Source organism: Allobosea sp. 10L422, from assembly GCF_056395345.1.
Genome location: NZ_JBFTJI010000003.1, coordinates 81963 through 103659 on the forward strand (window position 1 = coordinate 81963; position 21697 = coordinate 103659).

21 protein-coding genes and 1 riboswitch are annotated in these 21697 nt (G+C 66.8%); of the genes, 12 read left to right on the forward strand and 9 right to left on the reverse strand.

The window, feature by feature from the left end; translation table 11 throughout:
- Positions 1–12 precede the first annotated feature (12 nt).
- From pobA to AC1DEZ_RS08660, 6 genes are all read left to right on the forward strand, one after another.
- A complete protein-coding gene (pobA, locus tag AC1DEZ_RS08635) occupies positions 13–1185 on the forward strand; it encodes a 4-hydroxybenzoate 3-monooxygenase (protein ID WP_476779431.1) in 1173 nt (390 codons plus the stop codon).
- 323 nt (positions 1186–1508) lie between these two features.
- Complete coding sequence (locus AC1DEZ_RS08640; RefSeq protein WP_476779664.1) at positions 1509–2636, forward strand: ABC transporter substrate-binding protein; 1128 nt, start codon at positions 1509–1511, stop codon at positions 2634–2636.
- An 84-nt stretch (positions 2637–2720) separates the two neighbouring features.
- Positions 2721–3584 carry a branched-chain amino acid ABC transporter permease gene (locus AC1DEZ_RS08645; RefSeq protein WP_441511805.1) on the forward strand — a complete coding sequence of 288 codons (864 nt, stop codon included), beginning with the start codon at positions 2721–2723 and terminating at the stop codon, positions 3582–3584.
- Position 3585: 1 nt separating this feature from the next.
- Positions 3586–4593: a branched-chain amino acid ABC transporter permease gene (locus tag AC1DEZ_RS08650; protein WP_476779432.1), complete on the forward strand. Its 1008-nt coding sequence runs from the start codon at positions 3586–3588 to the stop codon at positions 4591–4593.
- The gene (locus AC1DEZ_RS08655; protein WP_476779433.1) at positions 4590–5354 is read left to right on the forward strand and encodes an ABC transporter ATP-binding protein; all 765 of its coding nucleotides are present in this window, start codon (positions 4590–4592) and stop codon (positions 5352–5354) included. Before AC1DEZ_RS08650 ends, AC1DEZ_RS08655 begins: the two co-directional genes overlap by 4 nt.
- Entirely contained in the window at positions 5335–6051 is a 717-nt protein-coding gene (locus tag AC1DEZ_RS08660; RefSeq protein ID WP_476779434.1) for an ABC transporter ATP-binding protein, read from the forward strand. Before AC1DEZ_RS08655 ends, AC1DEZ_RS08660 begins: the two co-directional genes overlap by 20 nt.
- 145 nt (positions 6052–6196) lie before the next feature.
- On the opposite strand, the gene AC1DEZ_RS08665 is transcribed toward AC1DEZ_RS08660, so the two are convergent.
- Together AC1DEZ_RS08665 and ggt are read right to left on the reverse strand one after the other, a co-directional pair.
- On the reverse strand, positions 6197–7162 hold the full coding sequence (locus AC1DEZ_RS08665) for a phosphoglycerate dehydrogenase (RefSeq protein WP_476779435.1): 966 nt from the start codon (positions 7160–7162) through the stop codon (positions 6197–6199).
- Positions 7163–7181: 19 nt separating this feature from the next.
- Positions 7182–8858, reverse strand: a complete 1677-nt coding sequence (ggt, locus tag AC1DEZ_RS08670; protein ID WP_476779436.1) for a gamma-glutamyltransferase — start codon at positions 8856–8858, stop codon at positions 7182–7184.
- A gap of 139 nt (positions 8859–8997) precedes the next feature.
- Positions 8998–9125: riboswitch (TPP riboswitch) on the forward strand.
- Between the two features lie 89 nt (positions 9126–9214).
- On the opposite strand from ggt, the gene AC1DEZ_RS08675 reads away from it, so the two are divergent.
- The 6 genes from AC1DEZ_RS08675 to AC1DEZ_RS08700 are packed head-to-tail and all read left to right on the forward strand — an operon-like array spanning position 9215 to position 15039.
- Positions 9215–10291 (forward strand): LuxE/PaaK family acyltransferase, encoded by a 1077-nt coding sequence (locus AC1DEZ_RS08675; RefSeq protein ID WP_476779437.1) that lies wholly within the window; start codon positions 9215–9217, stop codon positions 10289–10291.
- A gap of 5 nt (positions 10292–10296) precedes the next feature.
- A complete protein-coding gene (locus AC1DEZ_RS08680; RefSeq protein WP_476779438.1) occupies positions 10297–11745 on the forward strand; it encodes an acyl-CoA reductase in 1449 nt (482 codons plus the stop codon).
- Positions 11746–11752: 7 nt separating this feature from the next.
- The gene (locus AC1DEZ_RS08685; RefSeq protein ID WP_476779439.1) at positions 11753–12532 is read left to right on the forward strand and encodes an ABC transporter ATP-binding protein; all 780 of its coding nucleotides are present in this window, start codon (positions 11753–11755) and stop codon (positions 12530–12532) included.
- Positions 12529–13278, forward strand: coding sequence for an ABC transporter permease (locus AC1DEZ_RS08690; RefSeq protein WP_476779440.1), 750 nt, complete (start codon positions 12529–12531; stop codon positions 13276–13278). Before AC1DEZ_RS08685 ends, AC1DEZ_RS08690 begins: the two co-directional genes overlap by 4 nt.
- Positions 13279–13282: 4 nt before the next feature.
- On the forward strand, positions 13283–14275 hold the full coding sequence (locus AC1DEZ_RS08695; RefSeq protein ID WP_476779441.1) for an ABC transporter substrate-binding protein: 993 nt from the start codon (positions 13283–13285) through the stop codon (positions 14273–14275).
- Positions 14272–15039 (forward strand): SDR family oxidoreductase, encoded by a 768-nt coding sequence (locus AC1DEZ_RS08700; RefSeq protein WP_441511794.1) that lies wholly within the window; start codon positions 14272–14274, stop codon positions 15037–15039. The genes AC1DEZ_RS08695 and AC1DEZ_RS08700 overlap by 4 nt, the downstream gene beginning before the upstream one ends.
- 15 nt (positions 15040–15054) lie before the next feature.
- Here AC1DEZ_RS08700 and AC1DEZ_RS08705 read toward each other — a convergent pair whose 3' ends face one another.
- Genes AC1DEZ_RS08705 through AC1DEZ_RS08735 form a run of 7 tightly spaced genes read right to left on the reverse strand, consistent with a single transcriptional unit; the run spans position 15055 to position 21660 of the window.
- The gene (locus tag AC1DEZ_RS08705) at positions 15055–16008 is read right to left on the reverse strand and encodes a catechol 2,3-dioxygenase (RefSeq protein WP_476779442.1); all 954 of its coding nucleotides are present in this window, start codon (positions 16006–16008) and stop codon (positions 15055–15057) included.
- Positions 16005–17114 carry a 5-methyltetrahydropteroyltriglutamate--homocysteine S-methyltransferase gene (locus tag AC1DEZ_RS08710; protein WP_476779443.1) on the reverse strand — a complete coding sequence of 370 codons (1110 nt, stop codon included), beginning with the start codon at positions 17112–17114 and terminating at the stop codon, positions 16005–16007. Before AC1DEZ_RS08710 ends, AC1DEZ_RS08705 begins: the two co-directional genes overlap by 4 nt.
- Positions 17115–17139: 25 nt before the next feature.
- Positions 17140–17847 carry an ABC transporter ATP-binding protein gene (locus AC1DEZ_RS08715; RefSeq protein WP_476779444.1) on the reverse strand — a complete coding sequence of 236 codons (708 nt, stop codon included), beginning with the start codon at positions 17845–17847 and terminating at the stop codon, positions 17140–17142.
- Entirely contained in the window at positions 17840–18592 is a 753-nt protein-coding gene (locus AC1DEZ_RS08720) for an ABC transporter ATP-binding protein (RefSeq protein ID WP_476779445.1), read from the reverse strand. The genes AC1DEZ_RS08715 and AC1DEZ_RS08720 overlap by 8 nt, the downstream gene beginning before the upstream one ends.
- Positions 18592–19596, reverse strand: a complete 1005-nt coding sequence (locus tag AC1DEZ_RS08725; RefSeq protein WP_476779446.1) for a branched-chain amino acid ABC transporter permease — start codon at positions 19594–19596, stop codon at positions 18592–18594. The genes AC1DEZ_RS08720 and AC1DEZ_RS08725 overlap by 1 nt, the downstream gene beginning before the upstream one ends.
- A complete protein-coding gene (locus tag AC1DEZ_RS08730; protein ID WP_476779447.1) occupies positions 19593–20450 on the reverse strand; it encodes a branched-chain amino acid ABC transporter permease in 858 nt (285 codons plus the stop codon). The genes AC1DEZ_RS08725 and AC1DEZ_RS08730 overlap by 4 nt, the downstream gene beginning before the upstream one ends.
- 34 nt (positions 20451–20484) lie before the next feature.
- The gene (locus tag AC1DEZ_RS08735) at positions 20485–21660 is read right to left on the reverse strand and encodes an ABC transporter substrate-binding protein (protein WP_476779448.1); all 1176 of its coding nucleotides are present in this window, start codon (positions 21658–21660) and stop codon (positions 20485–20487) included.
- Between the last annotated feature and the right edge of the window lie 37 nt (positions 21661–21697).

Here is a 21697-nt window from a genome sequence, read left to right on the forward strand (position 1 = left end):
AGGTCAAAAAGAATGCGAACGCAGGTCGCCATCATCGGCGCCGGACCTGCCGGCCTGCTGCTCGGGCAGCTTCTGTCGCGTGCCGGCATCGACAACGTCATCCTGGAGCGGCGCAGCGTCGACTATGTGCTGTCGCGCATCCGCGCCGGTGTGCTCGAGCAGGGCATGGTCGACCTCCTGCACGAGGCGGGCGTCGGCGAGCGGCTCGATCGCGAAGGTCTCGTCCATGACGGCTTCGCGCTGGCCTTCCGCGGCACGCTCCACCGCATCGAACTGAAGGAGCTCAGCGGCGGCAAGACGGTCACCGTCTACGGCCAGACCGAAGTAACGCACGATCTCATCGACGCCCGCCAGCGGCTCGGGGGGACGACATTCTACGAAGCCGAAGATGTCGCGCTGCACGATTTCGGCGGAACCTCGCCGCGCGTGACCTTCCGGGCGAACGGCGAGGCCAAGGAGCTGCATTGCGACTTCATCGCCGGCTGCGACGGCTATCACGGCATCTCCCGCGCCTCCGTCCCTGTGGATGCGCTACAGATTTTCGAGCGCGTCTACCCGTTCGGCTGGCTCGGCCTGCTGGTGGACCGTCCGCCGGCAGCGCACGAGCTGGTCTATGCCAATCACGAGCGCGGCTTCGCGCTGTGCTCGATGCGTTCGGCCGAGCGCAGCCGCTACTACGTCCAGGTTCCGCTGGAGGAGCGGGTCGAGAACTGGTCGGACGATGCCTTCTTCGACGAGTTGCGCCGACGTCTGCCCACGGGGATCGCCGATGCCGTCGTGACCGGTCCGTCGCTGGAAAAGAGCATCGCGCCGCTGCGCAGCTTCGTCGCCGAGCCCATGCGCTTCGGCCGGCTCTTTCTCGCCGGAGACGCCGCCCATATCGTGCCGCCGACAGGCGCCAAGGGGCTCAATCTGGCGGCGAGCGATGTGCGTTATCTCTTCGACGCCCTGCGCGAGCACTATCGCGATCATTCGGATGCCGGCCTCGACGCCTATTCGGCCCGCGCACTTGCCCGCGTCTGGAAGGCAGAACGCTTCTCCTGGTGGATGACCAATCTGCTGCACCGCTTTCCCGAAAAGGACGGCTTCGACCGACGCATTCAGGAGGCCGAGTTCGATTACCTCACGCATTCGCGGGCGGCGGGCGTCACCATCGCGGAGAACTATGTCGGCCTGCCCTATTAGGGCCGGGTTCGCCCAGCACCTCAGCAGGATCATCTTCATTTTTAGCCCCGGAAGGACGAAATCATCTCCAGCCAGCCTCAGTTCGAGGGTTTTGAGTTCCGGACGGCGATGGGCATTGCCCTCGCGCGAAAAATTGCGTTGGTGACAACAAGAGTCGGGCGCCGCAGCGCAGCGATCCGGCCAGGAACGAACGGCAAGAGTTGTCGCACCGCGCGAAAAGGCGGCCGCGGCAGAGGAAAGATCGGGAGGTAGGGACAATGCAGAAGACATCCTTCGGCCGGCTGCTGCGTGCCGGCGCCCTGGCGCTTGCAGGCACTTTGGGCATGGCCGGCGCAGCCAGCGCCGACACCATCAAGATCGGCATCATCGGGCCGTTCTCCGGCCCCTTCGCCTTGCAGGGCAAGAACTTCCAGGCCGGCGCCGAGGCCTGGCTGGCGCAGAACGGCAAGACCGTCGCCGGCCACGACATCGAGCTGGTCTATCGCGACCTGCCGACCGCCAATCCGCAGCAGGCTCGTGCCCTGGCGCAAGAATTGATCGTCCGCGACAAGGTGCAGTATCTCGGCGGCGTCTACTTCACCCCCGACGCCATGGCGATCACGCCGCTGCTGAAGCAGGGCAACGTGCCGCTCGTGATCTTCAACGCCGCGACTTCGGCGATCATGACCTCCTCGCCGCTGGTGGTCCGCACCTCCTTCACCACCGCACAGACCGCGACGCCGATCGGCAAGGCCGCAGTGGAGCGCGGCATCAAGAAATTCGTCTCGGTCGTCAGCGATTACGGCCCCGGCGTCGATGCTGAAGGCGCCTTCAAGAAGGCGATCGAAGCGGCTGGTGGCGAAGTCGCCGAATCGATCCGAATGCCGCTCAACACCACCGAGTTCAGCCCGATCATGCAGCGCATCCGCGATGCCGGCGCGCAAGGCGTCTTCGCCTTCCTGCCCTCGGGCCCGCCGACGCTCGGCTTCGTCAAGGCCTTCAGCGATACCGGGCTGAAGCAGGCCGGCGTCAAGCTCTTCGCCACCGGCGACCTGACGCAGGAGTCCGATCTGCCGGCGCTCGGCGAGGCGGCGGCGGGGATGGTGACCTCCTTCCACTATGCCGTCTCGCACGACTCCGAGATCAACAAGCGCTTCGTCGCCGCCGCCGACAAGGCGATCGGCGCGCCGGATCTGCTCTCCTTCCCCGCCGTCGGAGCCTATGACGGCCTGTTCGTGATCTCGAAGATGATCGCGGCCACGGGCGGCAAGCAGGATGCGGAAAAGGCGGTCGAGGCGGTCAAGGGCCTCGCCTGGGAGAGCCCGCGCGGCCCGGTCAAGATCGATCCCGAGACCCGGCACATCACGCAGACGATCTATCTGCGCGAGGTCGCCAAGGATGCGCAGGGCCGCTGGATCAACCGGGAGATCGCCAGCTTCCCGGACCAGAAGGACCCCGGCCTCGCCAAGTGAGCGCGGCCGGCAACCAGCACTAAGATTCGCGAGGGTGCGCCAGGCACCCTCGCTCTCCACTGTCCGGTTCGACGAGGCCCGCAGATGCAGACCGCGCTGAGCATCGCCATGGACGCTTTCGCCTATGGCATGGCGCTGTTCATCATCTGCATCGGCCTGTCGCTGACGATGGGACTGATGCGGGTGGTCAATCTCGCGCATGGCGCCTTCGCCATGATCGGCGGCTACATCGCCTCCTATGCGGCGCGCGATCTCGGCCTCGGCTACGGCTTCGCCATCATTCTCGCCATGGTCGGCACGGTGCTGCTCGCGATCCCGCTGGAGCGCCTGCTCTATCGCCGCATCTACGACCGCAGCGAGCTCTCGCAGGTGCTCATGACGATCGGCATCACCTTCTGCGTCATCGGCATCACCAACTACTTCTTCGGCCCGACGCTGAAGACGATCCCGCTGCCGGCCGAGCTCGCCCGGCCGATCGATCTCGGCTTCCGCAGCATCGCCGGCCACCGGATCTTCGTCATCGTCAGCGGCCTCGTCGTCGCCGGAGGTCTGTGGCTCCTGATCGAGCGCACCGGCTTCGGCATCCATCTGCGCGCCGCCGTCGAGAACGCTCCGATGGCGCGCGCGCTCGGCGTGCGCACTGAGATCATCTATGCAGCGAGCTTCGCGCTCGCGATCGGTCTCGCCGCCTTCGGCGGCGTGGTCGGCGCCGAATTCCTGCCGATCGAACCCTATTACGCCTTGCGCTATATGGTGACGTTCCTGGTCGTGGTCTCCGTAGGCGGCGCAGGCTCGATCCCAGGGGCGCTTGCCGCTTGCCTGCTGCTCGGCGCCATCGATGTCACCGGGCGCTATCTCATGCCGGAATTCGGCAATTTCTTCTTCTATCTCGCAGTGATCCTGGTGGTCTGTGCCTTTCCGCGCGGCCTGATGGGGCGGGCGCAGTAAGATGACTGACGCCACGCTCCGGCATCCCGGCACGCATCGTCTCCGCACGCTCGGCCGCGATCTCCTTGGCCTCGCCGTCATCGCGCTGGTCGGCCTCGCCGGTTATGTGCTCTTCCCTGACAACCTCGCCTTCCTGACCCGCGTCATCTCGGTTGCGCTGCTCGTGCTCTCGCTCGACCTGATCGTCGGCTATTGCGGCATCGCCTCGCTCGGCCAGGGTGCGCTCTACGGTGCCGGCGCCTATGCCGCCGGTATCGCCTGCGTGCATGGCGTGACCGAGCCCTTCCTGCTCATCCTGATCGGCGCCGCAGCAGGCGCCGTCATGGGGCTGCTCATGGGCACAGTGATGCTGCGCGCCCATGGCCTGCCGCAGCTCGTCCTCTCAATCGCCATCGTCCAGCTCCTGCACGAGGCCGCCAACAAGGCCTCCTCGCTGACAGGCGGTAGCGACGGCCTCTCCGGCATGGTCCCCGCCCCGCTCTTCGGCATCTTCGAATTCGACCTCTGGGGCCGCAGCGCCTATCTCTTCGGCCTCGCTCTGCTCATTGTCGTCTTCGCGGCGCTACGCCTCATCACGCGCTCGCCCTTCGGCATGGTCTGCCGTGGCCTCAAGGAAGACCCGCTGCGCATCAGCGCGCTCGGCATCTACGCCTTCCCGGTGCTGCTCAAGATGTTCGTGATCTCCGGCGCGGTCGCCGGCATGGGCGGCGCGCTCGCGGCCATCGCGACGCAGGTCGTCGGGCTCGACAGCGTGAGTTTCGAGATCTCGGCCAACGCGCTCGTCATGCTGGTGCTGGGCGGTATCGGCAACCTCTACGGGGCGCTGATCGGCACCGTGATCTTCATGGCGCTCGAGCATATCGTCGCCGCGATCAACCCCTTCCACTGGATGACGCTGGTCGGCGCCGTGCTGATCGCCATCGTGCTCTTCGCCCCGCGCGGGCTTTCCGGCACGCTGGACGAAATCGCACGCCTGCTGACGCGCAACCGCTGGGGGGCCGGCCGATGAGCGCCGTGTTCGAGGTCTCGCATCTCACGAAGGAGTTCGGCGGGCTCAAGGTCAGCCGCGACATCTCGCTGGCGATGACCGAGGGCGAGCGCCTCGCCCTGATCGGCCCGAACGGCGCCGGCAAGACCACCTTCGTCAACCTCGTCACCGGCCGCATCCCGCCGAGCGCAGGCAGCGTCCGCCTCGCCGGCGAGGACATCACGGGCCTGGGCGCCGTGAAACGCGTGCGACGCGGTCTCGTCCGCACCTTCCAGGTCACCCGCCTCTTCCCGGACATGACGCCGGAAGAGCATGTCGTCATGACCATCCTGCAGCGGCAGGGTCGCGCGACGCGCATCTTCGCCCGTTTCCACGGAGCTTCCGAAGCACGCGACGAAGCCGACGAGATCCTCGCCATGCTCGGGCTTGCCGAGGTCGCGCGCCGCAAGGTCGCCACCATCGCCTATGGCCAGCAACGCCTGCTGGAAATCGCGATCGCGCTGGCGCAGCGCCCGAAGGTGCTGCTGCTCGACGAACCCGCGGCCGGCGTGCCCTCCGCCGACACGCCGCGCATCGAGGAGGCGCTGGCCCGCCTGCCCGCCTCCCTCGCGGTTCTGATGATCGAACACGACATGGACCTCGTCTTCCGCTTCGCCAAGCGCGTGGTCGTGCTCGCTGCAGGCGAACTCATCTTCCAGGGCCTGCCGGCCGATGTCGCCAGGGACCCCAAGGTCCGTGAAGCCTATCTCGGGAACTACGCGCATGCCGGCAGCCACGCTTGACGTCCGCGGCCTGAGCGCCGGCTACGGCCAGACCCATGTGCTGGAGGATGTCTCGTTCTCCGTGCCGGCGGGCGGACGCCTCTCCATCCTCGGCCGCAACGGCATGGGCAAGACCACGCTGATGGCGAGCTTGATGGGGCTGACGCGACGCTATTCCGGCAGCATCAGCGTTGACGGCATCGACATCACCGCGCTCGCCACCGCCGCCCGCGCCCATAGCGGCATCGGCCTCGTGCCCCAGACACGCGAGGTATTCAAGGGCCTGACCGTGGAGGAAAACCTCTTCGCCGGGCTGAAGGGCCGCCCGCGCAGCGCGATCGAGGAGGCCTATGCGCTCTTTCCCCGCCTGCAGGAACGCCGCCGCAACCTGGGCTCGCAGCTTTCGGGCGGCGAGCAGCAGATGCTGGCGACAGCCCGCACCATACTCGGCGAGCCCTCGGTACTCCTGCTCGACGAACCGCTGGAGGGCCTGGCCCCAGTCATCTGCGACATGCTGATGGAAGCCTTCACGCGGCTCGCCGCGAGCGGCGCAATGACAATCCTCTTCGTCGAGCAGCGTCTGGAAAGCGCGCTCGCTTTCGCCGAGGACGTCATCATCCTCGAACGCGGACGCATCGTCTGGTCGGGCAAACCCGACGCGCTGCGGAGCGATGCCGCCGTGCTCGAACGCTATGTCGGCGTCGGCGGGCTGCATTGAGCTTCACCGCACCCAAACCTGGCCGTCATGCTCGGGCTTGACCCAAGCATCTCGGAAACCAGCGCCTTCTCGTCACGAGATTCTCGAGTCTGCGCTTCGCTTGGCCCGAGAATGACGGATACCCAAGCCGGCAGACAGCGCCGACTCACACCACGAGATCGAGCGGCGGCACCAGCTCGCCACGCGACACATGCTGCATGTTGGTGAACATCCGCATCACCACCGGGGCGAAATTGTCGGACGCCATGGCGGCGAGATGCGGCGTGGTCACGAGATTGTCGAGGGTGAGCAATTCGCTCTCGGCCGCGAGCGGCTCGATCTCGTAGACATCCATCGCCGCGCCGGCGATCTCCTTCGCCCTGAGCGCCGTGACGAGATCGGCCTCGTTGACGACGCCGCCGCGCGCGACATTGATCAGCACCGCCGTCTTCTTCATCGCCTTCAAGGCCGCCAGATCGATCAGATCCTTGGTTTCGGGCGTCAGCGGGCAATGCAGCGAGACGACGTCCGCCTGCGCCAGGATTTCGGCCATCGAAGCATGCTTCACGCCCAGCGCTGCTTCTTCGGCAGCGTCGAGCGGCGTGCGCTTGCTGTAGAGGATGGTGCAGCCGAAGCCCTTCAGCAGCTTCGCGACATTCTTGCCGATCGCCCCGAAGCCGACGATGCCGACCGTCTTGCCCGAGAGCGTATAGGTATCCGAAGGCAATTGACCCGTGCGCCAATGGCCCTTCTTAAGCTCAGCATTCCCGTAGGCGATGAGGCGCAGGGTCGACAGCATCAACCCGATCGCGAATTCCGAAACGGCGACCGCATTGGAGCCTGTCGTGCGCGCGACCTGGATGCCAAGTTCCTTGGCTGCGGCGATGTCGATGTTGTCGTAGCCGACGCCCCATTTGTGCAGCAGCTTCAGCTTCTTCGCCGCCCGCAGCACGTCGGCGGAGACGCCGACCTGCCCGGAGATCGCGTAATCGGCCTCGGCGATGATCTCCTTCATGTGCTCGTCGCCGCGCGCGGTCCCATGCGTCAGCACGAAGCCATCCGGCAGCAGCGCACGCAGCCGGTCGGCCCGCTCGGGGCTGGTCATATCGAGGAGAACGATCGTCTCGGGCATGGAAAGGTCCGGAAATAGGTCAGATGGTGAAGCGTGCGCCGGCACGGGCAAGCCCGCCGGAGATGGCGACCGGCGTGCCATCGGCGCGCCAGCAGGCGGCGCCCGTCAGCGTGCCATCCGGGTTGAAGGCGATGGCATTCATCCCGCCGGCGACGCGCGGCGAACGCAGGATCCTGTGGCCGCGGGCCGCGAGCTCCTGCGCGACCGCTTCGGGGATGGCTTCCTCGAGCTCGAGCACGCCGCCTTCTGTCCAGACGCGCGGCGCCTCGACCGCTTCCTGCAGCGTCATGCGGTGGTCGATCAGGTTCACGATCGCCTGCAGCGCCGACGGGAAGATGCGCAATGCACCCGGCAATCCCAGCGCGAAGGCAAGCTTGCCCTCCTTCAGCGCCATCATCGGCGCCATCGAGGTGAAGACCCGCTTGCCCGGCGCGATCGAGAGCGCGCGGCCGGGATGCGGATCGAAGTTGAACATGTAGTTGTTGGCGATCATCCCGGTGCCCGGAATCTGCACGCAGGCGCCGAACAGCCCGTTGATCGTCTGCGTCGCGCTGACGACATTGCCTTGCGCATCCGCGACGGTGACATGGGTGGTGTCGGCGGATTCACCGCCCGAAAGCCCGGCCGTCCAGCTCTTCGCCCGGCCGATCTCGATCAGGGCGCGCCGCTCGGCCGCATAGCCCTTGTCGATCAGCCTGTTGACCGGCACCTTGACGAAGGCGGGATCAGCCGTCGCCACCGCCCGGTCGGCGAAGGCGATCTTCAGCGCCTCGGCCAACAGATGCACCGCATCCGCCGAGCCGAAGCCGAGCGCACCGATATCGTAACCTTCGAGGATGTTGAGCATCTGCGCGATATGCACGCCCGAGGACGAGGGCGGCGGCGGGCCGATGATCTCATAGCCGCGATAGGAGCCGCGGATCGGCTCGCGCAACTCGATGCGGTAATTCGCGAGATCGGCCTGATCGATCAGCCCGCCATGGGCCGCCATGTAGTCGGTCAGCGCCCGCCCGAGCCGCCCACCATAGAGCGCATCCGGCCCCTCCACCGCAATCAGCTTCAGGCTGGCGGCATAGTCCGGCTGAACCAGCCGCATGCCGGGCTGGAGTGGCTGGCCGCCCGGCAGCAGGAGCGCGGTGAGGCCCGGATCGCGGGCGAGATCGGCGGCGTTGTCGGTGATGCAATTCGAAAGATAGGGCGTGACCACGAAGCCGCGCTCCGCCAGACCGATCGCCGGCTGCAGCACCTCGGCCAGCGGCAGCGTGCCGAAGCGCGCCAGCGCCTCACACCAGCCCTTGAGCGCGCCCGGCACTGCAACGGCCTTGGCGCCGACCACGTTCTCGCGGTCGCGTGTCTCGCGCTGCCTGCCGATCTCGTCGGACAGGCAGTCATACATGTCCGGAGTCGCGTGGCCCGGCGCGGTCGAGAGATTGTCGATCACGACATGGCGGCCGTCCGCGAGGCGGATATGACTCAGGCCACCGCCGAGAATGCCGACCATCATCGGCTCGGCCACCGTCAGCGCGAACAGCGACGCCACCGCCGCATCGATCGCATTGCCGCCGGCGAGCAGCATCTGCGCGCCCGCCGCCGAGGCGAGCGGATGATTGGTGACGACCATCCCGCGCGAGCCGGTGGCCGGCTTCTTCTCGCAGGTGAAGGAGGCGATGCGGGGCGGCGGCGCGGAAAGGTTCATGGCCGGCACAGAAACGGTTTTGAAGGCCGGCGTCGAGCCTCTTCTTCGGCATGCGCGCCATGTCAGGATTTCGAGTCGGCTCCAACCTGGCCTTGCGCCGGCAACGCTTGACAAGCCATGGCCCGAAGCCCCACCTAAACCCTGTTCCCAGGGGGGCCTCGCTAGGAGGCTGAGATTCCGCCGGCTGGCTCTTGAGACCGGCAACGCGGTGACCCTCCGAACCTGATCCGGATCATACCGGCGTAGGGATGCGGGACATGCGGCCATCCAAGGCCCTGATTCCAGCTTGCGCCCGTGATCCTTTTGCGATCGACGCTCCCGGCTTGGCCGCGAGCGTCCGAACGGAGTGGGCCGCAGTGACGCAAGCCGAGATCATCGAGGCGCTGCTGGCGTTCATCGCGCTTCCCGACGCGTCGGAAGCCGAGTTCGAGGCGATGGCGCTGAAGGTCTTCGCCTATCAGTTCCGCAACAACGAGCCCTACAAGCGCTTCTGCTTGCAGCGCGGCCGCACGCCGCTTTCGGTGAAGCGCTGGCGCGACATCCCGGCCGTGCCGATCACCGCCTTCAAGGACCTGACGCTGAGCTGCAGCCCGCCGGAGGCGTCAAGCCATGTCTTCATGACGAGCGGCACAACACAGGGCGTGCGCGGCCGCAGCTACCACCCGACGCTCGCCGTCTGGAAGCGCTCGATGCTGGTGAATTTCCGCGCGCGTTTCATGCTTGGCCGCGAGCGCATCCGCATGGGCATCCTCTTCCCAGATGAGACGGCGCTGCCGAATTCCTCGCTCGCGCATTATCTCGGGCTCGCCCGGCGCGAATGCGGAACGCCCGATTCCCAGGTCTTCATTGGCGCCGCCGGTCTCGATCTGGATCGTTTACTGCCGGCGCTCGCACAGGCCGAGGCCAGCGGCGAGCCCTATGCCCTGCTCGGCGCGAGCTATTCCTTCGTGCCACTGATGGATGAGCTCGCGGCACGCGGCCTGCGGTTTGCTCTGCCGGAAGGCAGCCTCATCCTTGACACCGGCGGCTTCAAGGGCCAGTCGCGCGAACTTACGCCGGACGAATTCTATGACGGGCTCGCCGCCGCCTTCGGCGTGCCGCGCTCATCCTGCATCAACATGTACGGCATGACCGAGCTGAGCTCGCAGCTCTACGACGACGGCAATGCGGTCTGCCCGTCGGTGAAATCCGGCCCGCACTGGATCCGCAGCCGCGTCGTCGATCCGCTGAGCGGAGCGGATTTGCCGGAGGGCGAGCGGGGCGTGATCGTCCATCACGACCTCGCCCATTTCAACTGCGTCGCGGCGATCCTGACCGAGGATGCCGGCGAGATCGTTCCGGGCGGGTTCAAGCTGCTCGGCCGTGTCGATGGCGAGGCCTCGAAGGGCTGCTCCGTCGCCGTGGCCGAATTCCTCGCCGCGGCGCGGGGCTGACGGACGTGATCGAGCATGCGGGCCATCTGCCGGGCCTGAGCCGCGAGGCACTGCGCTGGCGCGAGGTCGGCCACAGCGCCTGGGGCGAGAGCGTCTCGGTCGCGCTGCCGGAACTCGACGAGGCTCAGGCCGCGACGCTCTGCGAGCATGTGCGCAGCAATGCCCGCGCCCGGCTGAAGCGGATGGACACGGCGCGCATCGTCGCGGCGATCGACGCCGCCGTCGCGCGCCTGCTCGACCGCAGCCACCCGCTGCGGCGCAAGGCCGAGCACCTGCTACCGATCGTCACCGGCTATGACCGCGAGACGGTCCGTCTCGGCCTGACCAGCTATCTCAAGACCTTCCGGCGCCCGCAGCTCCTGCGCTTCCTGGCCGAGGATTTCGCCAATCCCGCCATGCTCGACGGCTTCCAGCCGACGGCCAAGGGCGGTTACCTGCGCGCCCATGGCCCGGAACTGCTGCTGCATGTCTGGGCCGGCAATGTCCCGGCGCTCTCGCTCTGGAGCCTGATCTGCGGATTGCTGGTCAAGGCCGGCAGCGTCGGCAAGCTCGCCTCGGCCGAGCCGCTGACGGCCGGTTGGTTCGCGGGCCTCCTCGCCGAAATCGACCCGGAACTCGGCGAATGCCTCGCCATCGTCTGGTGGAAGGGCGGCGAAGCAGCTGCCGAACCGGCGTTCCTGCGCGCGGCCGACACCGTCATGGCCTATGGCGGCAACGACACGCTCGCGGCACTGCGAGCGAAACTGCCGATCACGACCCGCTTCCTGCCCCATGGCCACAAGATCGGCTTCGGCGTGATCGCGCGCGAAGTGCTCGACAGCCGCAAGGCTCCGGCCCTGGCCCGGCTCGCCGCCCATGACGTCGCCCGATACGAGCAGCAGGGCTGCTATTCGCCGCAAATGCTCTTCGTCGAGCGCGGTGGACGCGTCAGCCCCGCCGAATTCGCGCGCTACGTCGCGCAGGAACTCGCCGCCCTCGCCTCCCGCCACCCCCGCCGCGCGCTTTCGCAAGGCGAAGCCTCTTCCATCGTCGCATGGCGCGGCGCACAGGAGATGCGTGCGCTGGGCGGCACTGCGGAACTCCTTGGCGAGGCCTCCGATGGCTGGAGCGTGGTTCATGTCGATGCGCCGGAAGCCCTGAACCCGACCGGCCTGAACCGCACGCTCAAGCTGGTCTCGGTCGAAAGCCTCGATGACGTCCCCGCCCTCGTCGCGCCCTATCGCAGCTTCCTGCAAACGGCGGGCGCCGCCGCAGCCCCCGAGAGGCTGTTCCGGCTCGCGGAGCAATTGGGCGAAGTCGGCATCAGCCGCATCGCCCCGCTGGGCCGGATGACCGCACCGGAAGCCGGCTGGCATCATGACGGGCGCTTCAGCCTGCTCGACCTCGCCACCTTCACCGAGATCGAGCAATCGACGGAAGCGGCGGCAGAGGGGTTCGCGCCCTATGTCGACTGACCCTGCCATGTCCGATTTCGTCACAATCAAACAGGTCCGCTATCGTTATGGCGCGGCAGGTTCCGCGGTCGTCGACGGCGTCGACTGGGCGATCCCGCGCGGCGAGATCCATTGCCTGCTGGGTCGCAGCGGCTGCGGCAAGACCACGCTGCTGAAGCTCGCGGCCGGCCTGCTCATGCCGAGCGAAGGCGCCATCCGCATCGGCGGCGAGGCGCTGCATGGCCCGAGCGCCCGCGCCGGTTTCGTCTTCCAGGCCCCGACGCTGCTCGACTGGCTGAGCGCCCTCGACAACGTGCTGCTGCCGATCTCGCTGAAGCGCCGGCCGACGGGAGCCGACCGTGACGCGGCACTCGATTTGCTTGCCCGCATCGGTCTCGTGGATTTCGCCGCGCGCCGGCCCTCCGAACTCTCGGGCGGCCAGCAGAGCCGCGTCGCTGTCGCCCGTGCGCTGGTCGACTATCCCGATCTGCTGCTGCTCGACGAACCCTTCGCCGCGCTCGACGCACTGACGCGCGAGGAATTGCAGGACGACCTGCTGCGGCTCTGCGCACTCAACGGCACCACCGCGCTCTTCGTCACCCATGACATCGGCGAGGCCGTCTATCTCGGCGACAAGGTCGCGGTGATGGCCGCTGGCCGCCTCACCCATGCGCGCCGCATCGAGCTGCCCCGCCCGCGCCACCGCGACATGCGCTACGCCCCCGGTTTCAGCGCCGCCTGTCGCGAATTGCGCGACGCCATGGATGGCGAGGCGACGGCCGCAACGAGCCGGAGGCCGGCAGCATGACGGCGCGCCTGCCCTCCCTCCTGCTGCTGCTCGCCCTGCTCGCGGGCTGGGAGACCTGGTGCCGGCTCGGCGGCTTGTCGGCACTCGTCCTCCCGCCACCCTCCGCCGTGCTCGCGACGCTATGGAGCGAGATCGCCACCGGCCGGCTCTGGCCTCATCTTGCCGTCACGGCCGCGGAGATGGCGCTGGGCCTTGGCATCGGCGCCGTCGTCGGGCTCGGTGTCGGCATCCTCCTGGCGGAAGTTCCGGCGCTCAGCCGCCTGCTGCGCCCCTATGTGCTGGCGAGCCAGCTCGTGCCCAAGCTCGCGCTCGGGCCCCTCTTCATCATCTGGTTCGGCTTCGGCATGACGCCGACGATCGTCATCACCGCGCTGATCTGCTTCTTCCCGCTAATGGAAAACACGCTGACCGGCGTGAGCGAGGTCGATCCGGCCAAGCGCGAGCTCTTCCGCATGCTCCGCGCGAGCCGCCTCCAGACCCTGCTGCGCCTCAAGCTGCCCGCCGCCCTTCCCGTCATCATGGCGGGCCTGCGCGTCGCGGTCGTGCTTGCGCTGGTCGGCGCCGTGGTCGGCGAGTTCATCGGCGGGCGCACCGGCTTGGGCGCCTCAATCATCGCCGCGCAGAGCGTGATGGATTCGAGCCTGATCTTCGCGCTCTTCATCGTCATCACCGCCCTGGGAATGCTGCTCTACGAGGCCGTGCGTCTCATCGAGCGCCGCGTCCTGCACCGCTTCTCGAAAGGCTAGATCCATGCCAATCCGCCGCGCCTTCCTTGCTCTCGCCCTGTCGTGCCTCATCGCCGCCCCCGCCATGGCGCAGCAGTTGGACAAGGTTACCGTCGCCGGCTGGAGCCAGCCGATCAGCGAGATCACCAACCTGCTGGCCGAGCCGGACAAGGGCTTCTTCAAGGCCATGGGCATCGCGCTCGACTATGTGCCCGGCAACGGCGGCGGCGCGGCGATCCAGAACATGCTGACGGGGCAGGCCGATATCGCCTTCACCGACCCCGCCTCGCTCTACATCGCGCTCGACAAGGGCGAGAAGCTCGTCGCGATCTACAACATCTATCCGCAGAACGTCTTCAACGTCGTCGCGCTGAAAGCCAGTGGCATCCGCAGCGCCGCCGATCTCAAGGGCAAGCGCATCGGCGTTTACAGCCTCGCCAGCGGCACCTATCAGAACCTGCTCGTGCTGCTGCACCAGGTCGGTCTCGGCGAGAAGGACGTCACCATCCAGCCGACCGGCCTGCTCAATTTCGCGCCGCTGATGCAGGGGCAGGTCGATGCCACCGCCGCGACCGATACCGGCCTGCTCGTTGCCCGCGCCAAGGGGCTGGGCGAGGCGGATGTCATCGAAGTCCGCGACCAGCTCAACCTTCCCAGCGACATCTTCGTCGTGAAGGAAGCCTTCTACGAGCAGAACAAGCCGCTGCTGAAGCGCTTCCTCGCCGCCTATCGCGACTCCGCCGCCTGGATGATCGCGCAGCCCGAAGAGGCCGCACGCCTCGCTGTGACCCGCGCCATCAACGGCCGCGACGAAGCGGTCAATCTGGAGATCATCAAGCTGCGCAATCTGTCCAGCGTCTCGCCGATGACGGAGCGCGACGGTCTCGGCCGCTTCGATCTCGATGCCCTGCAGAAGGGCGCCGATACCTTCCGCAGCCTCGGCCTGATCGCCCGCCCGCTCGACATGAACCAAATCGTAAAGAGCGATCTCCTCCCGCAGAAGGACGGCGCGCCGTGAAGTTCCGTGACCGGGCCATCCTCGTCACCGGCGCGAGCCGCGGCATCGGCGCGGCAATCGCCCGGGCTTTCGCTGCCGAAGGCGGGATCGTCGTCGTCAACTACCGGACGAACGAGGCGGCGGCCGAAGCCGTCGCAGCCGAATGCCGCGCACTTGGCGGCGAGGCGCTCGCCATCGCAGCCGACGTCACCGCCCCGGAAGCGGTCTCCGCCATGGCCGCGCGCATTGCGGAGGAGGTCGGGCGGCTCGACGTCGTCGTCAACAACGCCTTCGCGCCCTATCGCTTCGACCCGGACAATCGCGCTCGCTTCTGGGAGATGCCCTGGGAGGCCTATGGCCAGCAGTTCGAAGGCGCAGTGAAGGCGGCCTACACGGTCAGCCGGGCGATGCTGCCGCTGCTCCAGCGCCGCAGCGGTGCCAGCATCGTCAATGTCGCGAGCGATCTGGTGACGCGGCCGAGCATTCCCTATCACGACTACACCACGGCCAAGGCGGCGCTCATCGGCTTCAGCCGCAACCTCGCGGCAGAGCTCGGCCCGCTCGGCATCCGGGTGAACTGCGTCGCTCCGGGGCTGGTCTATCCGACGCAGGCGAGCGAGACGACACCGGAGGAGGTGCGCGAGATGCTGATCGCCCAGACGCCTTTGCGCCGGATCGCGACGCCGGCCGACATCGCCGGCCCCGTGCTCTTCCTCGCCAGCGACTGGAGCGGCTTCGTCACCGGCCAGACGCTGCATGTCGACGGCGGGCTGGTGATGGCCTGAACGGAGACCGCCGGGCTACGCCGCCGGCGGCGTGCCGTGCGTATGGAAGCTCTCGATCGTCTTGAGCCCCCAGGCTTGCCCCTTTTTCCGCTCGGTCTCGGTCCAGGTCACGGTCTGCCAGTCCGGGTCGAGGATCAGGCGCGCGCCGGCATTGGCGATCTCGACGCGGTTGCCGGCCGGCTCGTAGACATAGAGGAAGAATGTCTGCTGCACCGCGTGCTTGTGCGGCCCGGTCTCGATGAAGACGCCGTTCTCCAGAAAGAGATCGGCCGCTTCCAGGATGTGCTCGCGCTGGTCCACCGCATAGGTGACGTGATGGAAGCGCCCCTGCGCCTTGGTGTGGTCGCGCGTATAGGCGATGTCGTAGCTCTTGTTGTTGACAGTGAACCAGCAGCCGCCGACCTCGCCGGAATCCAGCACGATCTGCTCGGTGACACGGCTGCCCAGCGCCTTCGGTATGAAGTCGCGGATCACCGCGACATCCTGCGCCAGCAGGTTCAGGTGGTCGAGCCGGCGCACGGCGCAGCCGCGACCATGGTTGCGCTGCGCCTGGTTCTTCAGCGCCGGCCGCTCGTTTTCGGGCGCGACATATTTGTTGGTGTCGAAATAGATCTCGAAAATGTGGCCGTCGGGATCTCGGAAGCGATAGGCCCGGCCATGGCCGAGATCGCCCTCGCTCCAGCCGATGCCGGCGCCCATCGCCTCGATCGCTGCAACGCGGCGCCGCAGCGCCGCCTCGCTCGAGGCGCGGTAGCCGATATGGCCGACGCCGGTCGTGTTCGACGCCGTGAGCTTCAGCGTGTGGAACTCGTAATCGTCCCAGGCGCGCAGATAAACCGAGTCGCCCTCACGCCCGCTCTCCGTCAGCCCGAAAATGTTGACGAAGAAATCGAGGCTCGCCTCTGGCTTGTTGGTGAAGAGTTCGACATGGCCGAGATGGGCGATGTCGAAACAGGGTTCGCTGCTCATCCCCAGACTTCCTTGGCAACTTCGAGGATGCGCGAGAGCTTCGCCCATTGTTCGTCCTCGGCCAGCACATTGCCTTCCTCGGTCGAGGCGAAGCCGCATTGCGGCGAGAGGCAGAGCTGTTCGAGCGGAGCGAACTTGGCGGCTGCCTCGATCCGGCGCTTGAGATTGTCCTTGCTCTCGATCTCGCCGAACTTCGAGGTGACGAGGCCGAGCACGACCTGCTTGTCGCCCTTGGGCAGGAAGCGCAGCGGCTCGAAGCCGCCCGAGCGGTCGTCGTCCCATTCCATGAAATAGCCGTCGACATCGATCTGGTTGAACACCATGTCGGCCACCGGCTCGTAGCCGCCCGACGCGATGAAGGTCGATTTGAAGTTACCGCGGCAGGTATGGGTGGTGATCTGCATATCGGCGGGCTTGGCCTTCAGCGCGGCGTTGAGCACGTCGCGATAGATGAAGATCAGCTTGTCGGGATCATCGCCGCGATCGGCCAGCATCTTGCGCTGCTCCGGATCGCAGAAATAGGACAGGCTGGTGTCGTCGAGCTGGAGATAGCGGCAGCCGGCGTCGTAGAAGGCCTTGACCGCCTTGGCGTAGGCCTTGGCGAGGTCTTCGTAATAGTCCTCCATCCTGAGATAGACGGACGGATCGACCGCCTTCCGCCCGCCGCGATAGTGCAGCATTGACGGGCTCGGAATGGTCATCTTCGGCACGCGGCTGGTGACCGAGGCCAGGAACCTGAAATGAGCCAGATGCGGGTGATCCGCCGGGAAGTCGAGCTTGCCGGTGACGCGGATGCCGTGCCCCTTGGTGGCGACGCCCTTGAACTGGATGCCTGCGTCGGTCTCGTAGGTCGTGACGCCGGTCAGGCCGTCGAGGAAGTCGAAATGCCAGAAGGCGCGGCGATATTCGCCATCGGTCACCGCCTGCAGGCCGATCTCCTCCTGCTTCCTGACGAGTTTTCTGATCTCCTCGTCCTCAATCGCAGTCAGTTCGGCCTTATCCATCTCTCCGGCTGCGACCTTGGCGCGGGCGTCCTTGACCGGCGCGCTCCGCAGCAGGCTGCCGACCATGTCTCCCCGGAACGGCGGCTTTGTCCTCTGTGTCATGGTTCTTCCTCCCGGTTCTTGATGGTCAGGCGGCGGCGAGGCCGAGGTGATGTTCGAGCTGTTCGGGCTCGGCGATGAGCGTGGCGCTGCGCTCGGCGAGGACGATGCGGCCGCGCTCCAACACGATGGCGTCGTCCGTCAGCTCGAGGATCTTGCGCGCATGCTGCTCGATCACAATGGCGGAAAGTCCTTCCTCGCGGAACAACGCTTTCAACGCCCTCAGCAACTCCTCGACGATGATCGGCGCCAGCCCCTCGGTCGGCTCGTCGAGCAGCAGGAGCTTCGGGTTGAGCATCAGCGCCCGGCCGATCGCCAGCATCTGCTGCTCGCCGCCGGAGAGCTGGTTGCCGAGATTGGCCTTACGTTCGGCCAGCCGCGGGAACATGCGGAAGACGCGGGCGGTGTCCCATGGCCCTGGCCTCGCCACCGCGGTCAGGTTCTCCAGCACGGTCAGCGATTTGAAGATGTTGCGTTCCTGCGGCACCCAGCCGATGCCGGCATGGGCCCGCTGCTCGGGCGAGGCAGCGGTCAGGTCGCGCCCTGCAAGCACGATCCGCCCGCCGCGGCGGCGGGTGACGCCGATGATGCTGTTGACCAGCGTCGTCTTGCCGACGCCGTTGCGGCCGAGCAAAGCAAGCGAATGCCCTTCGGCCAGCGCAAGGTCGATATCGAACAGCACCTGCGCCTCGCCATAGCCGGCGCTGAGCTTCTCGATCTTCAAGAGCTCAGACATGGGCGTCCTCGCCGAGATAGGCCGCACGGACGGCCGGATCGCGTGCCATCTCCTCCGGCGTTCCCTCCGCCAGCACACGGCCATTGACCAGCACGGTGATGCGCGTCGCGAAGCGGAAAACGAGGTCCATGTCGTGCTCGATCAGCAGCACGGAAACGTCGTCTGGCAGATCGGCCACCGTCTGCATCAGTTCGCGCCGCTCCGCCTCGGGCACGCCGGCCGCCGGCTCGTCGAGCAGCAGCACCGAGGGCCGCGCGGCGAAGGCGGCGGCGATCTCGATCTGGCGCTGCTTGCCGTAGGGCAGCGTCGCGATCGTCCGATCCATGATGTCGTCGAGCCGGAAGCGGGTCAGGATTTCCGAGACCTGGCCGACGAGTTCCGTGTCACGGTCGAGCGCGCGAAACGGATGGCTGCCGCGCCCGAGCCGTTCGGAGGTGACGAGGGCGATCATTTCCAGTGGCGTCATCGACGCGAAGAGCTGGTTGATCTGGAAGGTGCGCGCGAGCCCGCGCTTCACCCGTGCTTCGCGCGGCAGCCTGGTGATGTCCTCGCCCATCAATTCGATGCGGCCAGAGCTCGGCTTGAGCACGCCGGTCAACTGGTTGACGAAGGTGGTCTTGCCGGCGCCGTTCGGGCCGATCAACGCATGGCGCGCGCCTTTCGCCAGCGTGAAATCGACATGGTCGGTAGCGGTGATGCCGCCGAAGCTCTTGCTCAGATCGACGGTCCGGAGGGCGACGTTCATCATGCCCCTCCCCGCCCGAACCGGGCGAAGCGGCCCGCGATAGTCTTGATCGCGCCATGGATGATCTCGCGCCCACCGAGCACGAAGAGCACGAGGAAGAGCCCGATCCAGAACATCCAGTATTGCGGCGTGAACGTCGCGATCGCGTCCTGCAGCAGCTTGAAGGCGATGGCGCCGATGAGCCCGCCATAGAGATAGCCGGCGCCGCCGATGATCAGCACGAGCATCAGATCGGCCGAACGGTGGAAGTCGAGCACGTCGAGCGAGACGAACTGCGTGGTCTGCGCCAGCAATGCGCCCGCCGCCCCGGCATAGCCTGCGGCGAGCGTGTAGGCGGCGGCGAGGCGCCGGCCGTTAGGCACGCCCGAGGCCGAGGCCCGCAGCGGGTTGTCGCGGATCGCGCGCAGGCTCAGGCCGAAGGGCGAATGTACCACCCGCCGCGCGATCAGGAACAAGACGAAGAGCACGCTGAGCGAATAGAGATAGGCGGTGCGGCCGAAGAGATCGAAGTCGAACAAGCCGAGCACCGGCGCGATCATGATGCCCTGCAAACCATCGGCCCCCCCAGTCAGCGAGCCGAAGGAATTCGCCAGCTCGTAGAGGATCAGCGCGACGCCGAGCGTGATCATCAGCCGCGTCAGATCGGTGCCGCGCAGCACGAGCGGGCTGGTGACGAGGCCGAGCAGCCCCGCCGCACCCATGCCGACGAGGAGGCCGGCGAACGGATCCCCCCCGACATGCTTGGCGAAGAGCCCCGCCGCATAAGCGCCCATGCCGAGGAAGGCGGCATGCCCCAGCGAGACGATGCCGGCATAGCCGAGAATCAGGTCGAGCGAGAGCGCGAACAGGGCGAGGATCGCGATCTCGTTGAGCAGGAGGAGGTTGCGCGGAAACAGCAGGAAGGCGGCAAAGGCGATGAGCCAAAAGGCGATCTCGGCCGGATGCCAGCGCCGACCTGCATAGAGCGTTTGCCTCACACGGCTGTCGAAGGTTTCCGCCCTCATGCCCGCGCCCTCGCGAACAGCCCGTGCGGGCGGGTGATCAGCAGCACGACCATCAGCGCGTAGATGATGAAGGCACCGATCTCTGGCACGAGATATTTGCCGACGACATCGGCGACGCCGAGGAGCATCGCGGCGAAGAACGGGCCGGTGATGCTGGAGGTGCCGCCGACGGTCACGACGATCAGGAAGTAGATCATGAACTTCAATGGAAAGGTCGGATCGAGGCCCATGAGTTCGATCCCGAGCGCCCCGCCCAGCCCAGCCAGGCCACAGCCGAGTGCGAAGGTCAGTGCGAAAAGCCGATTGACCGGGATGCCGAGCCCGCGCGCAACCCGCGCATCGTCCACCGCCGCCCGGAGCCGGCTGCCGAAGCGGGTGCGGGTGAAGCCCCATTGCAGCGAGAAGGCCAGCAGCCCGCAGATGACGATGACGAAGAGCCGGTAGCGACCGATGCCGATGCCGGCGATCTCGAAGCGCCCCTGCAGCCAGGCCGGCAGGTGGATGAACTGCTGGGTCGAGCCCATCAGCCAGTCCGTGCCGGCCACTGCCATGAAGACCAGCCCGATCGAGAACATCACCTGGTCGAGATGGCTCTTGGCATACATTGGCCGGTAAATCAGCCGCTCCAGCACGATCCCGACCAATGCCGCCGCGAGGAAGGCGAGCGGCAGGCTCGCCAGGAAAGGCACGCCCAACCTCTGCATCGACTGCACGGCGACATAGCCGCCGAGCATGGCGAAGGCGCCGTGGGCGAGGTTGACGAARTTCATCAACCCCATCGTCACGGAGAGCCCGCARCCGAGSACGAACAGCACCATCCCATAGGCGACGCCGTCGAACAGGATGGTCAACATGCGCGTCGATCCGCTGCGGTCGGATGTCTGCCCGTCACTTGCGGGCCTTCACCGGGTCCTTGACGTCCTTGATCGTCGCGAACTCGACATTGTGGAGCTCCGAGCCGACCTTCTGCGTCTTCCGGACATAGATGTTCTGGATGATGTCGCGGGTGTCGGGGTCGATCTTGACCGGCCCGCGCACGCTCTCCCAGGAAGCGCCCTTCATCGCCGCGATCAGCTTATCGCCGCTGGCATCGCCCTTGGTCGCTTCCAAAGCCCCAGCGATCAGCTTCATGCCGTCATAACCGCCGACTGCCATGAAGTTCGGCCGCATGCCGGGATTTGCTTTCTGGAAAGCCTCGACGAAGGCCTTGTTCGCCGGGCTGTCATGCGCCGCGGAGTAGTGATGCGTGGTGATCGCACCAACAGCCACATCGCCGATCCCCTCGAGGATGTCGTCATCGACCACGTCGCCGGGCCCGATCAGCTTGACGCCCGCCTTGTCGAGACCGCGCTCGACGAATTGCTTCATGAACTGCGCGCCGATGCCCGAGGGCACGAAGACGAAGAGCGCATCGGGCTTGGCTTCCGAGACCCGTTGCAGGAAGGGCGCGAAATCCGGGTTGCGCAGCGGCACGCGTACGCTCTCCACCGTGCCGCCCGCCGCCTTGAACTTGGCCGCAAAGGAGGTCTCGGCATCGATGCCCGGCCCGTAATCGGTGACGACGGTGAAGACCTTCTTGATGCCGTTGGCTGCGGCCCAGTCGGCCATCGGCTCTGACGCCTGCGGCAGGGTGAAGGAGGTCCGCACGATATAGGGCGAGGCCTCGGTGATCGAGGCGGTCGCCGCCGCCATGACCACCTCCGGCACCTTGGCCTGCGTCGCGACCTGAGCGGTCGCCATCGCGAGCGGCGTCAGGCCGAAACCGGCAAGCACCGAAACCTTGTCGTTGACGACCAGTTCTTGCGCGAGGCGGCGCGTCGCGTCGGCATTGCCGGCGTCGTCCTTGAGGATCACCTCGAGCTTGCGCCCGCCATGAACCGCACCTTCCTTCGCGAGGAAGAGCTTCACCGCCGCGTCGATCTGCTTGCCGGTCGAGGCGAACGGCCCCGTCATCGGCAGGATCAGGCCGATCTTCACCGCCTCCTGCGCCAGTGCGAACCCGCTCGTCGAGGCGGCGAGCGCCAGCCCGAGCATGCCACCCAGAATCGTCCTGCGATGCGTCATTGCCGTTCCCTTCCCCTGATCTGGCTTTCTGCGAAGC

Coding starts and splice junctions, on each gene's coding strand:
- pobA (WP_476779431.1), top strand. CDS start 13: ATGCGAACGCAGGTCGCCATCATCGGCGCCGGACCTGCCGGCCTGCTG.
- AC1DEZ_RS08640 (WP_476779664.1), top strand. CDS start 1,509: ATGGCCGGCGCAGCCAGCGCCGACACCATCAAGATCGGCATCATCGGG.
- AC1DEZ_RS08645 (WP_441511805.1), top strand. CDS start 2,721: ATGCAGACCGCGCTGAGCATCGCCATGGACGCTTTCGCCTATGGCATG.
- AC1DEZ_RS08650 (WP_476779432.1), top strand. CDS start 3,586: ATGACTGACGCCACGCTCCGGCATCCCGGCACGCATCGTCTCCGCACG.
- AC1DEZ_RS08655 (WP_476779433.1), top strand. CDS start 4,590: ATGAGCGCCGTGTTCGAGGTCTCGCATCTCACGAAGGAGTTCGGCGGG.
- AC1DEZ_RS08660 (WP_476779434.1), top strand. CDS start 5,335: ATGCCGGCAGCCACGCTTGACGTCCGCGGCCTGAGCGCCGGCTACGGC.
- AC1DEZ_RS08665 (WP_476779435.1), bottom strand. CDS start 7,162: ATGCCCGAGACGATCGTTCTCCTCGATATGACCAGCCCCGAGCGGGCC.
- ggt (WP_476779436.1), bottom strand. CDS start 8,858: ATGAACCTTTCCGCGCCGCCGCCCCGCATCGCCTCCTTCACCTGCGAG.
- AC1DEZ_RS08685 (WP_476779439.1), top strand. CDS start 11,753: ATGTCCGATTTCGTCACAATCAAACAGGTCCGCTATCGTTATGGCGCG.
- AC1DEZ_RS08690 (WP_476779440.1), top strand. CDS start 12,529: ATGACGGCGCGCCTGCCCTCCCTCCTGCTGCTGCTCGCCCTGCTCGCG.
- AC1DEZ_RS08695 (WP_476779441.1), top strand. CDS start 13,283: ATGCCAATCCGCCGCGCCTTCCTTGCTCTCGCCCTGTCGTGCCTCATC.
- AC1DEZ_RS08705 (WP_476779442.1), bottom strand. CDS start 16,008: ATGAGCAGCGAACCCTGTTTCGACATCGCCCATCTCGGCCATGTCGAA.
- AC1DEZ_RS08710 (WP_476779443.1), bottom strand. CDS start 17,114: ATGACACAGAGGACAAAGCCGCCGTTCCGGGGAGACATGGTCGGCAGC.
- AC1DEZ_RS08715 (WP_476779444.1), bottom strand. CDS start 17,847: ATGTCTGAGCTCTTGAAGATCGAGAAGCTCAGCGCCGGCTATGGCGAG.
- AC1DEZ_RS08720 (WP_476779445.1), bottom strand. CDS start 18,592: ATGAACGTCGCCCTCCGGACCGTCGATCTGAGCAAGAGCTTCGGCGGC.
- AC1DEZ_RS08725 (WP_476779446.1), bottom strand. CDS start 19,596: ATGAGGGCGGAAACCTTCGACAGCCGTGTGAGGCAAACGCTCTATGCA.
- AC1DEZ_RS08735 (WP_476779448.1), bottom strand. CDS start 21,660: ATGACGCATCGCAGGACGATTCTGGGTGGCATGCTCGGGCTGGCGCTC.